Below are 15112 nucleotides of genomic sequence, written 5' to 3'. Positions count from 1 at the left end.
GAAAACTTCGTCATTTTATGTTAAAATGAGAATCGACCTAGAGAATAATTTTTTGAAAAGGAGGAGGCAATGACCATAGAGCAAGAATTTTGGCGAAGAATTTTAGAACTTTCAGCTGCTCAACTAAAACAGACAACCTATGATTTTTTTGTTGCAGAAGCAAAATTGATAGCCATTGAAAATAATCAGGCCACTATCTTTCTGGATAGCCCAGTCAAACAGCTATTTTGGGAACAAAACTTAGTGGGCGTTATTCTCACAGCTGGCTTTGAAATTTTCAACGATCAAATCACGGCCAAATACGTCTTTGAAGAAGCAGGACATGATAGTATTTCTAAATATCAGCTGGAAGAACTTCCTGAAAAAACTCCATTTCGCCCAAGTTTGCCGCCAATTGATACTGGATTAAAAGCTAAATATACATTTGATAATTTTGTACAAGGGGACGGGAATATCTGGGCTAAAGCAGCAGCCTTGGCTGTGTCTGAAAATCTAGCAACTACCTATAATCCCCTATTTATCTATGGTGGACCAGGTCTAGGAAAAACCCACTTACTGAATGCTATCGGCAATCAAATTTTAGAAAATATTCCTGATGCGCGTGTAAAATATATTCCAGCGGAAACCTTTATCAATGACTTTCTGGAGCATCTGAGGCTCGGCGACATGGATAATTTCAAAAAAATCTATCGGAGCTTGGATTTGCTCTTGATTGATGATATCCAGTCTCTTGGCGGAAAAAAAGTCTCTACCCAGGAAGAATTCTTCAATACGTTTAACGCTCTGCACGGAGATAACAAGCAGATTGTGCTGACCAGCGACCGCAGTCCAGATCATCTTGATAATTTGGAAGAACGCTTGGTCACGCGCTTCAAATGGGGGCTCACTCAAAATATTACACCACCTGATTTTGAAACGCGGATTGCCATCCTCCGGAACAAAATCGAAAATCTGGACTATATTTTCCCTAATGATACTTTGGAGTACCTCGCCGGACAATTTGACTCGAATGTCCGTGACTTAGAAGGGGCCCTCAATGATATTACGCTCATTGCAAGAGTCCGCAATCTCAAGGAAATTACGATTGATATTGCTGCCGAAGCCATTCGAGCTCGCAAGCAGGATTCTAGTCAGGTGACCGTCATTCCGATTGAAAAAATCCAGTCTGAGGTCGGTAATTTCTATGGCGTCAGTGTCAAAGAAATGAAGGGAAGTCGTCGCGTCCAAAATATCGTTTTGGCTCGACAAGTGGCCATGTATCTAGCCCGCGAACTAACAGACAATAGCCTACCAAAAATCGGGCGAGAATTTGGCGGCAAAGACCATACAACAGTCATTCACGCGCATGGAAAAATCAAAAATCGACTCGAAACTGACGATAGCCTGCGACTTGAAATCGAAAATATCAAAAACAAGATAAAATAAGGGTGTGGAAAAGATTGAGCTAATCTGAAGTTTTTTCCACAGGTTGTGAACAAGTCTTAAAACTTGATTTTAGATACTTTGCTCCATTTTTCCACAGCTTCCACAAGAACTACTATTACTATTAACTTAATAATCATAAATAATAAAAGGAGTCCCTATGATTCACTTCTCTATTAATAAAAATTTATTCCTACAAGCTTTGAATACAACTAAAAGAGCTATCAGTACAAAAAACGCTATTCCAATTTTATCAACTGTTAAAATTGATGTAACAAAAGAAGGCATTACCTTGATTGGTTCAAATGGCCAAATTTCCATTGAAAACTTCATTTCAGTGCAAAATGAGAATGCCGGGCTCTTGATTACTTCACCAGGTTCTATCCTCCTTGAAGCAAATTTCTTTATCAATGTCATTTCTAGCTTGCCAGATATCGTGCTTGATTTCAAAGAAATTGAGCAAAAACAAATCGTCCTTACCAGTGGCAAGTCAGAAATTACGCTAAAAGGAAAAGATGCAGATCAATATCCACGTATCCAAGAAGTCTCTACTAGCAATCCTTTGGTTTTAGAAACAAAAGTCCTTAAAAATATCATCAATGAGACAGCTTTTGCTGCTAGCACGCAAGAAAGCCGTCCTATTTTGACGGGGGTTCATTTTGTCTTGACAGATAACCAATCCCTCAAAACAGTTGCGACAGACTCTCACCGGATGAGCCAAAAGAAAATTACTTTGGATAAGAAGGGGGATGACTTCGATGTGGTAATTCCTAGCCGTTCTCTGCGTGAATTTACGGCTGTTTTCACAGATGAAATTGAAACAGTAGAGGTTTTCTTTGCCAATAATCAACTTCTCTTTAGAAGTGAAAATATCAGCTTCTATACACGCCTGCTGGAAGGAAACTATCCTGACACAGATCGCTTGATTCCGACAGAATTTTCAAGCGTTGTGACCTTTAATACCAATAATTTACGTCATGCCATGGAACGGTCTCGTCTTCTGTCCAATGCGACTCAAAACGGAACAGTGAAATTGGAAATTGTGAAGGGCATTGTCAGCGCTCATGTCCATTCACCAGAAGTTGGGCGCGTGAATGAAGAAATTGATACAGAAAGTGTTTCAGGAGAAGATTTGACCATCAGTTTCAATCCTACCTACCTGATCGAAGCGCTAAAGGCAGTCGATAGTGAGAAGGTGACCATCAGCTTTATTTCAGCTGTTCGTCCTTTCACTTTGGTACCAAGCGAAGATGCTGAAAACTTTATCCAGTTGATCACGCCAGTCCGTACTAATTAGAAGATAAGATTTAAGACAAGGTTGAATCGATCCGCCTTGTCTTATTTTGATCATTTACAAGCCAGCTGACTCTAAACTTGTGGTATAATACAGCTAGGATGGAGAAAAGCGTCAATCTGTATTTTTAAGATAATAAAAAAAGATTGTCAAAAGGAGAGAAGATGTACGAACTTGGAACTTTTGTAGAAATGAAAAAGCCCCATGCCTGTACCATTAAGTCGACTGGCAAGAAAGCCAATCGTTGGGAAGTCGTCCGCATGGGAGCAGATATTAAGATTCGCTGCAGTAACTGCGAACACGTTGTCATGATGAGCAGATATGATTTTGAAAGAAAAATGAAGAAGGTCATCGAATAGTTAATAGTTTTGACTAATCCAATTTTGAATGACCTACCTCATCAACAAAGAACGGATAAGACCAAGAAAGTCTTATCCGTTTTCTGCTTTTATTTAAGTTCTTCAAATTTGCCGTCTTTGACTTCTTTATAGCCAGAAGCTTCAAGAGATTTTACCGTTTCTTTATAACTAATATAATTAGCTTTTTGGTCTCCATCTGTTTGGATAAGTTGTTTGTTTTTCAGTTCTGAAATATCTGCCTTGCTAAAATCCATCGTCATCTTTTGCGTCAAATGATCGTCTTTATACTCGATTTTATTAGTAAGTCCTTTAATATTTTCCAGCGTTTGCATGTAGCCTCCAATTTGTTCTTTGGCGGTATCTTTTGTCAATCCGATAGGCTCATAATAGAAAACATTGCTGGTTTCATTGTTCAGCAAATCATCTCCCTTATACTCAAGAGTGATCCGGCTGTCTTGCTTGGTCTTTTGATCAATCAACTGAAAATAGGCTTTTTTAGGACTGCTACTGCAGGCAGCTAAAAAAAGTAAAGTAAACATCGTCAAGAAAGAAAGAACAAAGGTTTTAATTGTCATTTTTTTCATGGCTAACTCCTTTTATCAAAATATTAACTATATTATATCATTTTTTGTAGAAAATATTTTTTATTTCTATCCAGAAAGCAGGAAATTTTTCATTCAAATCCGCTGTTTAGGATAAGGAATTATGGTATAATGGTTTGGATTGAAAAGATGAATGGAGAAGATACGAATGGCTTTAACAGCAGGGATTGTTGGACTGCCTAATGTGGGCAAGTCAACTTTATTTAATGCAATTACAAAAGCAGGTGCAGAAGCTGCTAACTACCCTTTTGCGACCATTGATCCAAATGTCGGTCGGGTAGAAGTGCCAGATGCTCGTTTGGACAAATTAACAGAATTGATTAAACCTCAAAAGAAGGTTCCCACTACATTTGAGTTTACAGATATTGCTGGTATTGTAAAGGGAGCTTCGAAAGGGGAAGGTCTGGGAAATAAATTCTTGGCCAATATCCGTGAAGTGGATGCTATCGTCCATGTAGTCCGTGCCTTTGATGATGAAAATGTCATGCGGGAACAGGGCCGTGAGTCTGACTTCGTCGACCCCATGGCTGATATTGAGACCATTAATCTGGAGCTCATTTTGGCCGATCTGGAAAGCATTAACAAACGCTATGCGCGTGTTGAGAAGATGGCTCGTACTCAGAAGGACAAGGACTCTGTTGCAGAATTTAATGTTTTGCAGAAAATCAAGTCTGTTCTGGAAGATGGTCTGTCAGCTCGGACAGTTGAATTTACAGAAGAAGAGCAAAAAATCGTCAAAGGTCTCTTTCTTTTAACGACTAAGCCAGTACTTTATGTGGCCAATGTCGGTGAAGATGAAGTTGCAGATCCAGACAATATTGACTATGTGAAGCAGATTCGTGAATTTGCTGCTACAGAAAATGCTGAAGTTGTTGTCATCTCTGCGCGTGCCGAGGAAGAAATTTCTGAACTGGACGATGAAGACAAGGCAGAATTTCTGGAAGCTATTGGCTTGACAGAGTCAGGTGTAGACAAATTGACACGAGCAGCCTATCATCTTTTGGGACTTGGAACCTACTTTACCGCTGGTGAAAAGGAAGTCCGTGCTTGGACCTTCAAGCGTGGTATGAAAGCTCCTCAAGCAGCTGGCATCATTCACTCAGACTTTGAGAAAGGTTTCATCCGTGCGGTGACGATGTCTTATGATGATTTGGTAAAATATGGATCTGAAAAGGCTGTAAAAGAAGCTGGACGCTTGCGTGAAGAAGGAAAAGAGTATATCGTTCAAGATGGCGATATTATGGAATTCCGCTTTAACGTGTAAATTAAGTGTAAATTTAAAATACATAGGTTGGAAAGAAATTTCCAGCCCTTTTGGCTTTTATAAAGGAGTAAAATGACAAAATTAATTGTTGGATTAGGAAATCCAGGAGATAAATATTTTGAGACCAAACATAATGTTGGCTTTATGTTAGTTGACAAAATGTGTAAAGAACTAAATCTAAAGTTTACAGCAGATAAGATTTTTCAAGCAGACATTGCTTCAACTTTCTTGAATGGGGAAAAAGTCTATTTTGTAAAACCAACTACTTTTATGAATGAAAGTGGGAAAGCAGTCCATGCCTTGCTTACTTACTATGGTTTAGATATAGATGACTTACTCGTTATTTATGATGATCTAGATATGGAAGTTGGGAAAATCCGCCTTCGTACCAAAGGTTCAGCTGGCGGGCACAATGGTATTAAGTCCATCATTAAACATATTGGAACACAGGAATTCAAGCGAGTGAAAATTGGCATTGGAAGACCTAAAAATAATATGTCAGTTATTCATCATGTTTTAGGAAAATTTGATGAGGAAGATTATATCATTATTTTAAACACATTAGAAAAAGTTGACAGTGCTGTAAATCATTATTTACAAACTGAGAATTTTGAGCAGACCATGCAACAATACAATGGATAAGACAATGACACTACTTGATCTATTTGGTCGAAACCGACAAATTGTAGACTGGAAGAAACAATTGCAAAAGAAGACCCGTCAGTTAGTGATGGGACTTTCAGCTTCAACAAAGGCTTTAGCGATTGCCAGTAGTTTAGAAGAGCAGGATAAAATCCTAGTCATCACTTCTAGTCAAAATGAAGCAGAGCGGCTGGCTAGTGATTTGCTTTCTTTGTTGGGAGAAGAAAAGGTTTATACTTTCCTGGCAGATGATACCCCTTTGGCTGAGTTTGTTTTTTCATCGCAAGAAAAAATCTTTGCCAGATTAGAAGCCATGAAATTTTTATCAGACAAAGAGAAGAATGGGATTCTGATCATCAATGTTGCAGCCAGTCGTTTATTATTGCCCCAGCCTAATATTTTTAAACAATCTGAGCTTATTCTTTCTGTTACTGAAGAATATAACCTTGACAATCTAGTCAAGTCTTTGTCAAGTAATGGTTATAAAAAGGTTTCTCAGGTTCTCAGTCAAGGAGAGTACAGTCTGAGAGGGGATATTCTAGATATTTTTGAACGCTCGGCTCAATATCCTTATCGGATAGAGTTTTTTGGAGATGAGATTGATGGCATAAGGATTTTCAATCCTGAAAATCAACTTTCTCTTGAAAATGTGGAACAGATTTTGATAGAGCCTGTCACAGATCTTCTATTGACAGAAGAAGATTATGCAAGGGGACAGAAAAATCTAGAAGCGTCCCTCTCTACGGTTCTTGATCCTTCTTTGAAATCCTATTTAGAAGAAGTATTGAGCTCTGCTAGAGAGCAATTTCATCATGCAGATATTCGCAAATTTCTTTCCTTATTTTATCAGAAAGAATGGACTATTTTAGACTATTTACCAACGCATACTCCTATATTTTTTGATGATTTTCAAAAGATAATGGACAAGCATGCTCAGTTTGAATTAGAAGTTGCCAATATCTTGACAGATGATTTACAAAACAGCAAAGCATTGTCAAATCAACAATACTTTACAAATAATTATCAGGACTATCGTAAATATAAACCTGCTACATTTTTTTCCAACTTTCACAAAGGATTGGGAAATCTAAAATTTGATGCACTTTATCAATTCAATCAATATCCAATGCAGGAATTTTTTAGTCAGTTTCCTCTCTTAAAAGAAGAAATTAATCGCTTTAGGAAATCGGACTATTCGGTAATCTTGCAGGCAAATTCGGCTTCAAGTTTACAAAATTTACATAAAACTTTACAGGATTATGAGATTCATTTAGATTACATCAAGGACAAAGACATCCATGAAAAAGCTGTCCAGCTCATAGAAGGAAATCTCGTTCAAGGCTTTAATTTTGTCGATGAAAAAATCGTTTTGATTACTGAGCATGAGATGATTCAGAGAAAAATCAAACGTAGGATTCGTCGTCAAAATATTTCCAATGCTGAAAGGTTGAAAGACTATAATGAACTGGAAAAAGGCGATTATGTGGTTCATAATATCCACGGTATTGGTCGCTATTTAGGAATTGAAACGATTGAGGTTTCAGGAGTTCATCGGGATTATTTGACGATTCAGTATCAAAATGCAGATCGTATCTCCATTCCGGTGGATCAAATCAACCTTCTGTCTAAATATGTAGCTAGTGATGGAAAAGCACCTAAAATTAACAAGTTAAATGATGGGCGTTTCCAAAAAACGAAGCAAAAAGTCCAGCATCAGGTTGAAGACATTGCCGATGACCTTATTAAATTGTATGCAGAGCGTAGTCAATTAAAAGGTTTTCAATTTTCTAGTGACGACCAGCATCAAGTAGAGTTTGACAATGCCTTTCCGTATGTGGAAACAGATGACCAACTCAGAAGTATCCAGGAAATCAAGAAGGATATGGAGAGCGACCGTCCAATGGATCGCCTCTTGGTTGGCGATGTTGGTTTTGGGAAGACAGAGGTGGCTATGCGGGCTGCTTTTAAGGCTGTCAACGATCATAAACAGGTGGCTATCTTGGTTCCGACCACTGTTTTAGCTCAGCAACACTACACAAACTTTAAAGAACGTTTCAACGATTTTGCCGTGAATGTCGATGTTCTCAGCCGTTTTAGAAGCAAAGGGGAGCAAAAAGAGACTCTGGAAAAATTGGAAAAAGGGCAGATTGATATTATTATCGGTACCCATCGCCTCCTATCAGCAGATGTAAAATTCTCCGATTTGGGGCTACTGGTGATAGATGAAGAGCAGCGTTTCGGTGTCAAGCATAAGGAAAAGTTGAAGGAGCTTAAAAAGAAGGTTGATGTGCTGACCTTGACGGCTACCCCTATTCCACGAACCCTTCATATGTCGATGCTAGGGATTCGAGATTTATCGGTCATTGAAACACCACCGACAAATCGTTATCCAGTTCAAACCTATGTTTTAGAAAATAATAAGACAGTTATTCGGGATGCGGTTTTACGTGAAATAGACCGAGGCGGACAAGTTTACTACCTTTACAATAAAGTTGACACCATTGAGCAAAAAGTTTCAGAATTAAAAGAGTTGATCCCAGAGGCTTCAATTGGTTATGTTCATGGACAGATGACAGAGGTGCGTTTAGAAAATACCCTTTTAGACTTTGTTAATGGCGAATACGATATTTTAGTCACAACAACGATCATCGAAACTGGTGTTGATATTCCAAATGCAAATACTCTCTTTATCGAAAATGCTGATCATATGGGTCTGTCAACCTTGTATCAACTTCGTGGTCGGGTTGGCCGCAGCAATCGAATCGCTTATGCCTATCTTATGTACCGACCAGATAAAACTCTAACTGAAGTTTCAGAAAAAAGACTAGAAGCCATTAAAGGATTTACTGAGCTAGGATCTGGATTCAAGATTGCGATGAGGGATTTGTCTATCCGCGGAGCAGGAAATATTTTAGGAAGTTCACAGTCAGGTTTCATTGATTCTGTAGGATTTGAAATGTATTCTCAGCTTTTAGAAGAAGCCATTGCTAAGAAGCAAGGTAAGGAAACCAAGCGCCAAAAAAGTAACGCTGAAATCAATCTTCAGATTGATGCCTATCTTCCAAGCGATTATATTTCTGATGAACGTCAGAAAATCGAAGTTTACAAGAGAATTCGTGAAATTGACAATCGTGTAAACTATGAACATCTGCAAGATGAATTGATTGACCGCTTTGGAGAATATCCGGACGTAGTGGCTTACCTACTAGAGATTGGCTTAGTCAAGTCCTATCTTGATCAGGCTTTTGTGGCACTTGTTGAGCGGAAGCAAGAATCTGTCATCATTCGTTTTGAAAAAATTTCTCAGCAAATCTATCTGACCCAAGATTATTTTGAAGCCTTGTCAGCGACAAATCTAAAGGCTCGAATTGGTGAGCAGCAAGGCTTGATTGAAGTCGTTTTTGATGTTCGGAATAAAAAAGATTTTGAGATTTTGGAAAACTTGCTGAACTTTGGTGAAAAACTGGTAGAAATCAAGAATCGAAAAGCTGAATAAACATTACAATTCGGTAAAATTTCAGCTTTTTAGCTTTGTTTCTTTCAAAAGAATGATAGAATATTAAGAGAAAATCGAGGAAAAGACTATGAGATTAGACAAGTATTTAAAGGTATCACGTATTATCAAGCGACGCCCTGTAGCTAAAGAGGTAGCAGATAAAGGTCGTATCAAGGTAAATGGAATCCTGGCAAAAAGTTCGACAGATTTAAAAATCAATGATCAAATTGAAGTTCGTTTTGGCAATAAGCTGTTAACAGTGCGGGTGCTAGAAATGAAAGACAGTACTAAAAAAGAAGATGCTGCTAAAATGTATGAAATTATCAGTGAGACAAGGATTGAAGAAAATGTCTAGAAATATTGTTCAAATAAATAATCGCTTTATCCAAGATGAAAATCAGCGTCGCAGATACCTCGATGAGGAACGTCGGAAGCGAAATCGTTTTATGGGATGGGTTCTAATTTTAGTCATGCTACTTTTTATTCTTCCAGCCTATAATTTATATCAAAGTTACGAAACTTTACTTAATCGTCGTGCTCAATATGCACAATTACAGAAAAAATATGAAAAATTAGGCGAAGAAAAGAGCTATCAATCTGACATTGCTACTAAGTTGAAAGATGACAGCTATGCTGCCAAATATGCTCGTGCCAAGTATTCTTTTTCAAAAGAAGGGGAATATATTTACACAACACCAGATTTATTACCACAATAATCATGGAAAATTTACTTCAAAATATAGAGAAATTTTTATCTTTTTCGGATGAAAAACTAGCAGAATTATCCGAAAAGAATCAAGCTTTAAAACTTCAAGAAACGAAAAAGGAAAGGGGAGGTCATGCGTAAGTTACTTTTGCTGATATTTTTACTGCCAGCTTTATGGAGCAGTCAAACAGCAATCAGTACTGAAAAGGAACTTGTTTTAGACGAAGAAGAAAAGTATCAGCTGACAGGTACAGCTTATGGCCGTTACCATACGAGTATCCCTACAAATCCTAATGTTTATGAAGAAACGCCTACTTTTACAGATGCTACTTTGACTAAGGTAGCTGGGAAACTTTTGCCAGATCAGCCACTAGAGCTGACAGAGTTGCACGTGAATGAGGCTGGGATTCCTATCTTTAAATTAAAGAATGGCCAGTTTGTAATTGCAGATAAGAATAGCATTTATGAGGATACGGTTCAGTCTATCACAGATGTTAAACAGGAAAGATGGCTGGTCCCTAACTATGTGCTCTACGATACTATCCCAATCAATTCTTCTAAAAAGATTGCAGCTAAACTACCTGCTTATAGCAAAGTAAAGGTGGCACAAATTGCTCAAACAGTTAAGGGAGAGTACGCTAAAATTGAAGGTCAAGGTTGGGTTTCTGTTGATTTTCTTTCCCAAGAAGATAATCGAATGGAAAAGGTTCAGGAGCTTTTAAACTCTAAGTACAAAAAAGCTGACTTTTCTATTTATGTAAAACAGCTAGACACGGGCAAAGAAGCAGGCATTAATCCAGATCAACAAATGTACTCAGCCAGTGTGACGAAAATTCCTTATCTTTACTATGCCCAAGAGCAACTAAACAATCATAGCCTTTCTTTAGATAAAAAGTTCAAATATACAGCGGCTGTCAATGATTTTGCAGGTGCCTATGACCCTGAGGGAAGCGGTAGTATTTCCAAATCAGCAAATGATAAGGAATACTCTGTGCAGGACTTAATCAATGGTGTAGCAAAAGAGTCGGATAATGTGGCCCACAATATCCTCGCCTACTATACAAGCAATCAATCTGATAGCCAATTTCAAAATACTATTGAAAAAATTGCGGGTAAAAAGTGGGATGTGGAAAGCAGACAAGCTTCGGCTCGAATGGCAGGAAATGTTATGGAAGCCATTTATAAGCAAAATAGCATGATTATCGATGCCTTGTCTCAGACAAATTATGATAATCAGCGAATTTCTAAAAACATCAATGTAAAAGTAGCTCATAAAATTGGTGATGCTTACGACTTCAAGCATGATGTCGCTATTGTGTATGCGGATTCGCCATTTATTATTGCCATTCTTACGAATAATTCGGATTACGATACAATTTCTAAAATCGCAGATGATGTGTACGGAGTTCTGAAATGATCGATCAGAAGTTTCGCAAACAAATGCAGGAAAAGCGGTATTTTCAAAATCATCGAAAAGTGCTGGTAGCAGTTTCTGGTGGCTTGGATTCGATGACCTTGTTCCATCTCTTGTACCAGAATAGAGAAGAGCTAGAGATTGAGCTGGGCATAGCGCATGTTAACCACAAGCAACGTCCAGAGTCAAATATGGAAGAAAAAGAGCTGTCAAATTTTGCCCAGAAACTTGGTGTGAAATTTTTCAGCTCAAATTTTTCAGGTGATTTTTCTGAGGAAAAAGCTCGGCGATTTCGCTATCGTTTTTTTGAAGAAATCATGCTGACAGAAGGCTACACGGCCTTGGTAACGGCTCATCATACTGATGATCAGGCCGAGACGGTGTTTATGAGGCTATTACGAGGAGCAAGACTTCGTCACCTGTCTGGAATGACTGAGGTTCAACCTTTTGCAAATGGCGAATTAATCCGACCTCTGCTTTATTTTCATAAGCAAGATTTCCCTGATATTTTGCATTTTGAAGATAAGAGCAATCTTCAAAATGACTATCTCAGAAATCGGATTCGCAATCTTTATCTTCCAAGTCTTGAAAAGGAAAATCCATGCTTTAAGAATTCTCTGATTTCTTTAGGGAAAGAAGTTGGGAACTTACAGACAGCTCTGTCTCATCTGACGCAAGGTTTGGACATTACAAATCTTGAAGTGTTTGAGCAACAAATTCCAGAAGTGCAAAATTTTCTCCTGCAGGAATATTTAAAGAAATTTCCTTCATTAAATATAAATAAAAAGCAATTTGAAGAAATCTTAGGAATCTTACGAACCAAGGCTAATTACATCCACCCTTTAAAGGATGAATATGAGTTGGTGAAAGATTATAAGCATTTTGAAATCAGAAAAATCAGTCGTAGGTCTGATTTGAAAATGGACTCAATTCTGTTAGAATGTGGTAATCAACTTCAATTTTGGGACTATCAATTCTCATTTGGCACTCCTTTGGAGGGTGAAAATGTTCAAGCGATTGCAGTTTCACGTGAAACACCACTTCTTTTACGTCACAGGAAAACAGGCGATTGTCTTCGTTTGAAAGGACATCACAAAAAACTTCGTCGGCTATTCATTGATCGAAAAATTCCATTTGAAGAACGCGAAAAAGCGATTATTGTAGAGCAAAATCAGCAGATTTTAGCAATTGTAAATATCGCTATCAGTGATTTGAGTAAGGAATTAAAAAGTGATATAATGAGTACTGTACTTTATATTCAGAAATTAGATAGGTAAAATTATGCTAGAACAAGATATTAAAAAAATATTGGTTTCTCACGAGGAAATCGTAGTAGCGGCAAAAAAATTGGGCCAACAGCTGACAGTAGACTATCAAGGTAAAAAGCCTATTTTTGTAGGAATTTTGAAAGGTTCAGTTCCTTTTATGGCCGAATTAATCAAACACGTGGATACAGATATTGAATTAGATTTTATGCTGGTGTCTAGCTATCATGGCGGTACAACTAGCAGCGGCGTGATTAATATCATTAAAGATATTGATCAGGATATTGCTGGCCGTGATATTCTTTTTGTTGAAGATATTATCGATACTGGCCAAACTTTGAAGAATTTGTGTAATTTATTCAAAGAAAGAAATGCAGCTTCTGTAAAAATCGCTACGTTGTTGGATAAGCCAGAAGGACGCATTGTTGACATTGAGGCAGACTACACTTGCTTTACAATTCCAAATAAATTTGTAGTAGGTTACGGACTAGATTATGATGAGTATTATCGCAATCTTCCTTATGTAGGTGTCTTGAAAGAAGAAGTTTATACAAAATAAAGGTTTACTAGATATAAATGAAAAATAAACAAAATAATGGTTTTATAAAAAATCCTTTTCTCTATATTCTAATTATTGTAGTCCTTGTTACAGGTTTTCAGTATTTCTTTACAGGAAGTGCGACAGGTCGTAGCCAGCAAATCAACTACAGCCAATTAGTAAAAGAAATCCAAAATAACAATGTTACAGAGATGAGCTACCAGCCAAATGGTAGTATTATCGAGGTATCAGGTACTTATAAAAAACCTAAAGAATCAAAAGATACGACAGGAATCCTGTTTTTCAGTCCGGAAATCTCAAAAGTTAGCAGATTTACTAGTGTTGTTTTGCCATCAGATACAACAGTTTCTGATTTGCAAAAGCTAGCTGCTGAGCATGAGACAGAAGTGACTATTAAGCGTGAAAGCTCCAGTGGAATGTGGATTAATCTTTTGATTTCCTTGGTTCCATTTATCATCATCGCCTTCATCTTTATGTCTATGATGAATCAAGGCGGTGGCGGTGCTCGTGGTGCTATGAATTTTGGACGCAACAAAGCTCGTGCGGCCAATAAAGAAGATATCAAAGTACGCTTCTCAGATGTCGCTGGTGCAGAAGAGGAAAAACAAGAACTTGTTGAAGTTGTTGAATTCCTGAAAGATCCAAAACGTTATACTAAGCTGGGTGCTCGCATTCCAGCAGGTGTTCTTTTGGAAGGCCCTCCAGGGACTGGTAAGACCTTGCTTGCCAAGGCAGTTGCTGGTGAAGCAGGTGTTCCTTTCTTTAGCATCTCAGGTTCTGACTTTGTTGAAATGTTTGTCGGTGTCGGAGCAAGCCGTGTTCGTTCTCTATTTGAAGATGCGAAAAAAGCGGCTCCTGCTATTATCTTCATCGATGAAATTGATGCCGTCGGTCGTCAGCGTGGTGTTGGCCTCGGTGGCGGTAATGATGAACGTGAACAAACCCTTAATCAGCTCTTGATTGAAATGGATGGTTTTGAAGGCAATGAAGGAATCATTATCATTGCGGCTACTAACCGTTCGGATGTTCTTGATCCAGCTCTTCTACGTCCAGGTCGTTTTGACAGAAAAGTCTTGGTTGGCCGTCCTGACGTGAAGGGTCGGGAAGCTATTCTCCGCGTTCATGCTAAGAATAAACCATTGGCTAAAAATGTTGATTTGAAACTAGTTGCTCAGCAGACACCTGGCTTTGTTGGTGCTGATTTGGAAAATGTCTTAAATGAGGCTGCCTTGGTTGCAGCTCGTCGTAATAAGAAAGTCATTGATGCCGATGATATTGATGAAGCAGAAGACAGAGTAATCGCAGGACCGTCTAAGAAAGATAAAACCGTTTCAGAGCGTGATCGTCAGATTGTCGCTTACCATGAAGCGGGGCATACGATTGTCGGACTTGTTTTGTCCAATGCGCGTGTCGTACACAAGGTAACCATTGTGCCTCGTGGTCGTGCTGGCGGATATATGATTGCCCTGCCTAAAGAAGACCAAATGCTTCTGTCTAAAGAAGATATGAAGGAGCAATTGGCTGGTCTCATGGGTGGTCGTGTAGCTGAAGAGATTATCTTTAATGTCCAAACTACAGGAGCTTCCAATGACTTTGAACAAGCTACACAAATGGCGCGTGCAATGGTCACTGAGTACGGTATGAGTGAAAAACTTGGCCCAGTCCAATACGAAGGTAACCATGCTATGTTTGGTGCACAAAGTCCTCAAAAATCAATTTCAGAACAAACAGCCTATGAGATTGATGAGGAAGTTCGTTCATTACTAAATGAAGCACGAAACAAAGCAGCTGAGATTATTCAAGCAAATCGTGAAACCCACAAGTTGATTGCTGAAGCGCTCCTTAAATATGAAACGCTTGATAGCACACAAATTAAATCTCTTTATGAAACAGGTCATATGCCAGAAGAGTCTGAAAAAGACTTGGAACGAGAAGCGCATGCCCTTTCCTATGATGAAATAAAATCTAAAATGGAAGAAAATTAAGAGATGCTTTTCTTATTAAATAGCTTGATTACTAATTGTGTAATCAAGCTATTTTTTTTATTCTTTAAAGCCTAACATGTCATAAAAAGTCCCTGAGATGTCTC

At 38.2% G+C, this 15112-nt stretch carries 14 protein-coding genes; 13 read left to right on the top strand and 1 reads right to left on the bottom strand.

Annotated features, from left to right (window positions below):
• The first annotated feature begins 69 nt into the window (after window positions 1-69).
• The 3 genes from dnaA (at window position 70) to SCRDD08_RS00055 (ending at window position 3075) form a co-directional block, all read left to right on the top strand.
• Window positions 70-1425 (top strand): chromosomal replication initiator protein DnaA, encoded by a 1356-nt coding sequence (dnaA, locus tag SCRDD08_RS00065; protein WP_061421900.1) that lies wholly within the window; start codon window positions 70-72, stop codon window positions 1423-1425.
• A gap of 157 nt (window positions 1426-1582) precedes the next feature.
• Window positions 1583-2719 carry a DNA polymerase III subunit beta gene (dnaN, locus tag SCRDD08_RS00060; protein WP_015604157.1) on the top strand — a complete coding sequence of 379 codons (1137 nt, stop codon included), beginning with the start codon at window positions 1583-1585 and terminating at the stop codon, window positions 2717-2719.
• Window positions 2720-2880: 161 nt separating this feature from the next.
• Entirely contained in the window at window positions 2881-3075 is a 195-nt protein-coding gene (locus SCRDD08_RS00055; RefSeq protein ID WP_005591376.1) for a DUF951 domain-containing protein, read from the top strand.
• Between the two features lie 89 nt (window positions 3076-3164).
• Here SCRDD08_RS00055 and SCRDD08_RS00050 read toward each other — a convergent pair whose 3' ends face one another.
• Window positions 3165-3659, bottom strand: a complete 495-nt coding sequence (locus SCRDD08_RS00050) for a DUF1307 domain-containing protein (RefSeq protein WP_061421899.1) — start codon at window positions 3657-3659, stop codon at window positions 3165-3167.
• A 166-nt stretch (window positions 3660-3825) separates the two neighbouring features.
• Here SCRDD08_RS00050 and ychF point away from each other — a divergent pair, with 166 nt between their 5' ends.
• The 10 genes from ychF to ftsH all read left to right on the top strand — a co-directional run bounded on the left by ychF (window position 3826) and on the right by ftsH (window position 15008).
• The gene (gene ychF / locus SCRDD08_RS00045; RefSeq protein ID WP_061421898.1) at window positions 3826-4941 is read left to right on the top strand and encodes a redox-regulated ATPase YchF; all 1116 of its coding nucleotides are present in this window, start codon (window positions 3826-3828) and stop codon (window positions 4939-4941) included.
• A gap of 72 nt (window positions 4942-5013) precedes the next feature.
• Entirely contained in the window at window positions 5014-5583 is a 570-nt protein-coding gene (pth, locus tag SCRDD08_RS00040) for an aminoacyl-tRNA hydrolase (RefSeq protein WP_061421897.1), read from the top strand.
• A complete protein-coding gene (gene mfd / locus SCRDD08_RS00035; RefSeq protein ID WP_155719734.1) occupies window positions 5576-9079 on the top strand; it encodes a transcription-repair coupling factor in 3504 nt (1167 codons plus the stop codon). Before pth ends, mfd begins: the two co-directional genes overlap by 8 nt.
• Window positions 9080-9167: 88 nt before the next feature.
• Entirely contained in the window at window positions 9168-9434 is a 267-nt protein-coding gene (locus tag SCRDD08_RS00030) for an RNA-binding S4 domain-containing protein (protein WP_005591371.1), read from the top strand.
• Complete coding sequence (locus SCRDD08_RS00025) at window positions 9427-9795, top strand: FtsB family cell division protein (protein WP_045499867.1); 369 nt, start codon at window positions 9427-9429, stop codon at window positions 9793-9795. Before SCRDD08_RS00030 ends, SCRDD08_RS00025 begins: the two co-directional genes overlap by 8 nt.
• 2 nt (window positions 9796-9797) lie before the next feature.
• Window positions 9798-9926 (top strand): SP_0009 family protein, encoded by a 129-nt coding sequence (locus SCRDD08_RS12075; protein ID WP_125372373.1) that lies wholly within the window; start codon window positions 9798-9800, stop codon window positions 9924-9926.
• Window positions 9919-11202: a serine hydrolase gene (locus SCRDD08_RS00020; protein WP_061421896.1), complete on the top strand. Its 1284-nt coding sequence runs from the start codon at window positions 9919-9921 to the stop codon at window positions 11200-11202. Before SCRDD08_RS12075 ends, SCRDD08_RS00020 begins: the two co-directional genes overlap by 8 nt.
• Window positions 11199-12476, top strand: coding sequence for a tRNA lysidine(34) synthetase TilS (tilS, locus tag SCRDD08_RS00015; RefSeq protein WP_061421895.1), 1278 nt, complete (start codon window positions 11199-11201; stop codon window positions 12474-12476). The genes SCRDD08_RS00020 and tilS overlap by 4 nt, the downstream gene beginning before the upstream one ends.
• Window positions 12477-12480: 4 nt before the next feature.
• Complete coding sequence (gene hpt / locus SCRDD08_RS00010; protein WP_061421894.1) at window positions 12481-13023, top strand: hypoxanthine phosphoribosyltransferase; 543 nt, start codon at window positions 12481-12483, stop codon at window positions 13021-13023.
• Between the two features lie 17 nt (window positions 13024-13040).
• Complete coding sequence (gene ftsH, locus SCRDD08_RS00005) at window positions 13041-15008, top strand: ATP-dependent zinc metalloprotease FtsH (protein WP_048765822.1); 1968 nt, start codon at window positions 13041-13043, stop codon at window positions 15006-15008.
• Window positions 15009-15112 lie beyond the last annotated feature (104 nt).

Source organism: Streptococcus cristatus (assembly GCF_001578775.1).
In the GTDB taxonomy this organism is placed as follows: Bacteria; Bacillota; Bacilli; order Lactobacillales; family Streptococcaceae; genus Streptococcus; species Streptococcus cristatus_A.
The sequence above is the reverse complement of the archived record's forward strand: the minus strand, read 5'-3'. Positions and strand labels throughout refer to the sequence as shown.

Bases quoted from the DNA above. Each gene is read 5' to 3' on its own strand.
- dnaA (WP_061421900.1), top strand. From the start codon at position 70: ATGACCATAGAGCAAGAATTTTGGCGAAGAATTTTAGAACTTTCAGCT.
- dnaN (WP_015604157.1), top strand. From the start codon at position 1,583: ATGATTCACTTCTCTATTAATAAAAATTTATTCCTACAAGCTTTGAAT.
- SCRDD08_RS00055 (WP_005591376.1), top strand. From the start codon at position 2,881: ATGTACGAACTTGGAACTTTTGTAGAAATGAAAAAGCCCCATGCCTGT.
- SCRDD08_RS00050 (WP_061421899.1), bottom strand. From the start codon at position 3,659: ATGAAAAAAATGACAATTAAAACCTTTGTTCTTTCTTTCTTGACGATG.
- ychF (WP_061421898.1), top strand. From the start codon at position 3,826: ATGGCTTTAACAGCAGGGATTGTTGGACTGCCTAATGTGGGCAAGTCA.
- pth (WP_061421897.1), top strand. From the start codon at position 5,014: ATGACAAAATTAATTGTTGGATTAGGAAATCCAGGAGATAAATATTTT.
- mfd (WP_155719734.1), top strand. From the start codon at position 5,576: ATGGATAAGACAATGACACTACTTGATCTATTTGGTCGAAACCGACAA.
- SCRDD08_RS00030 (WP_005591371.1), top strand. From the start codon at position 9,168: ATGAGATTAGACAAGTATTTAAAGGTATCACGTATTATCAAGCGACGC.
- SCRDD08_RS00025 (WP_045499867.1), top strand. From the start codon at position 9,427: ATGTCTAGAAATATTGTTCAAATAAATAATCGCTTTATCCAAGATGAA.
- SCRDD08_RS12075 (WP_125372373.1), top strand. From the start codon at position 9,798: ATGGAAAATTTACTTCAAAATATAGAGAAATTTTTATCTTTTTCGGAT.
- SCRDD08_RS00020 (WP_061421896.1), top strand. From the start codon at position 9,919: ATGCGTAAGTTACTTTTGCTGATATTTTTACTGCCAGCTTTATGGAGC.
- tilS (WP_061421895.1), top strand. From the start codon at position 11,199: ATGATCGATCAGAAGTTTCGCAAACAAATGCAGGAAAAGCGGTATTTT.
- hpt (WP_061421894.1), top strand. From the start codon at position 12,481: ATGCTAGAACAAGATATTAAAAAAATATTGGTTTCTCACGAGGAAATC.
- ftsH (WP_048765822.1), top strand. From the start codon at position 13,041: ATGAAAAATAAACAAAATAATGGTTTTATAAAAAATCCTTTTCTCTAT.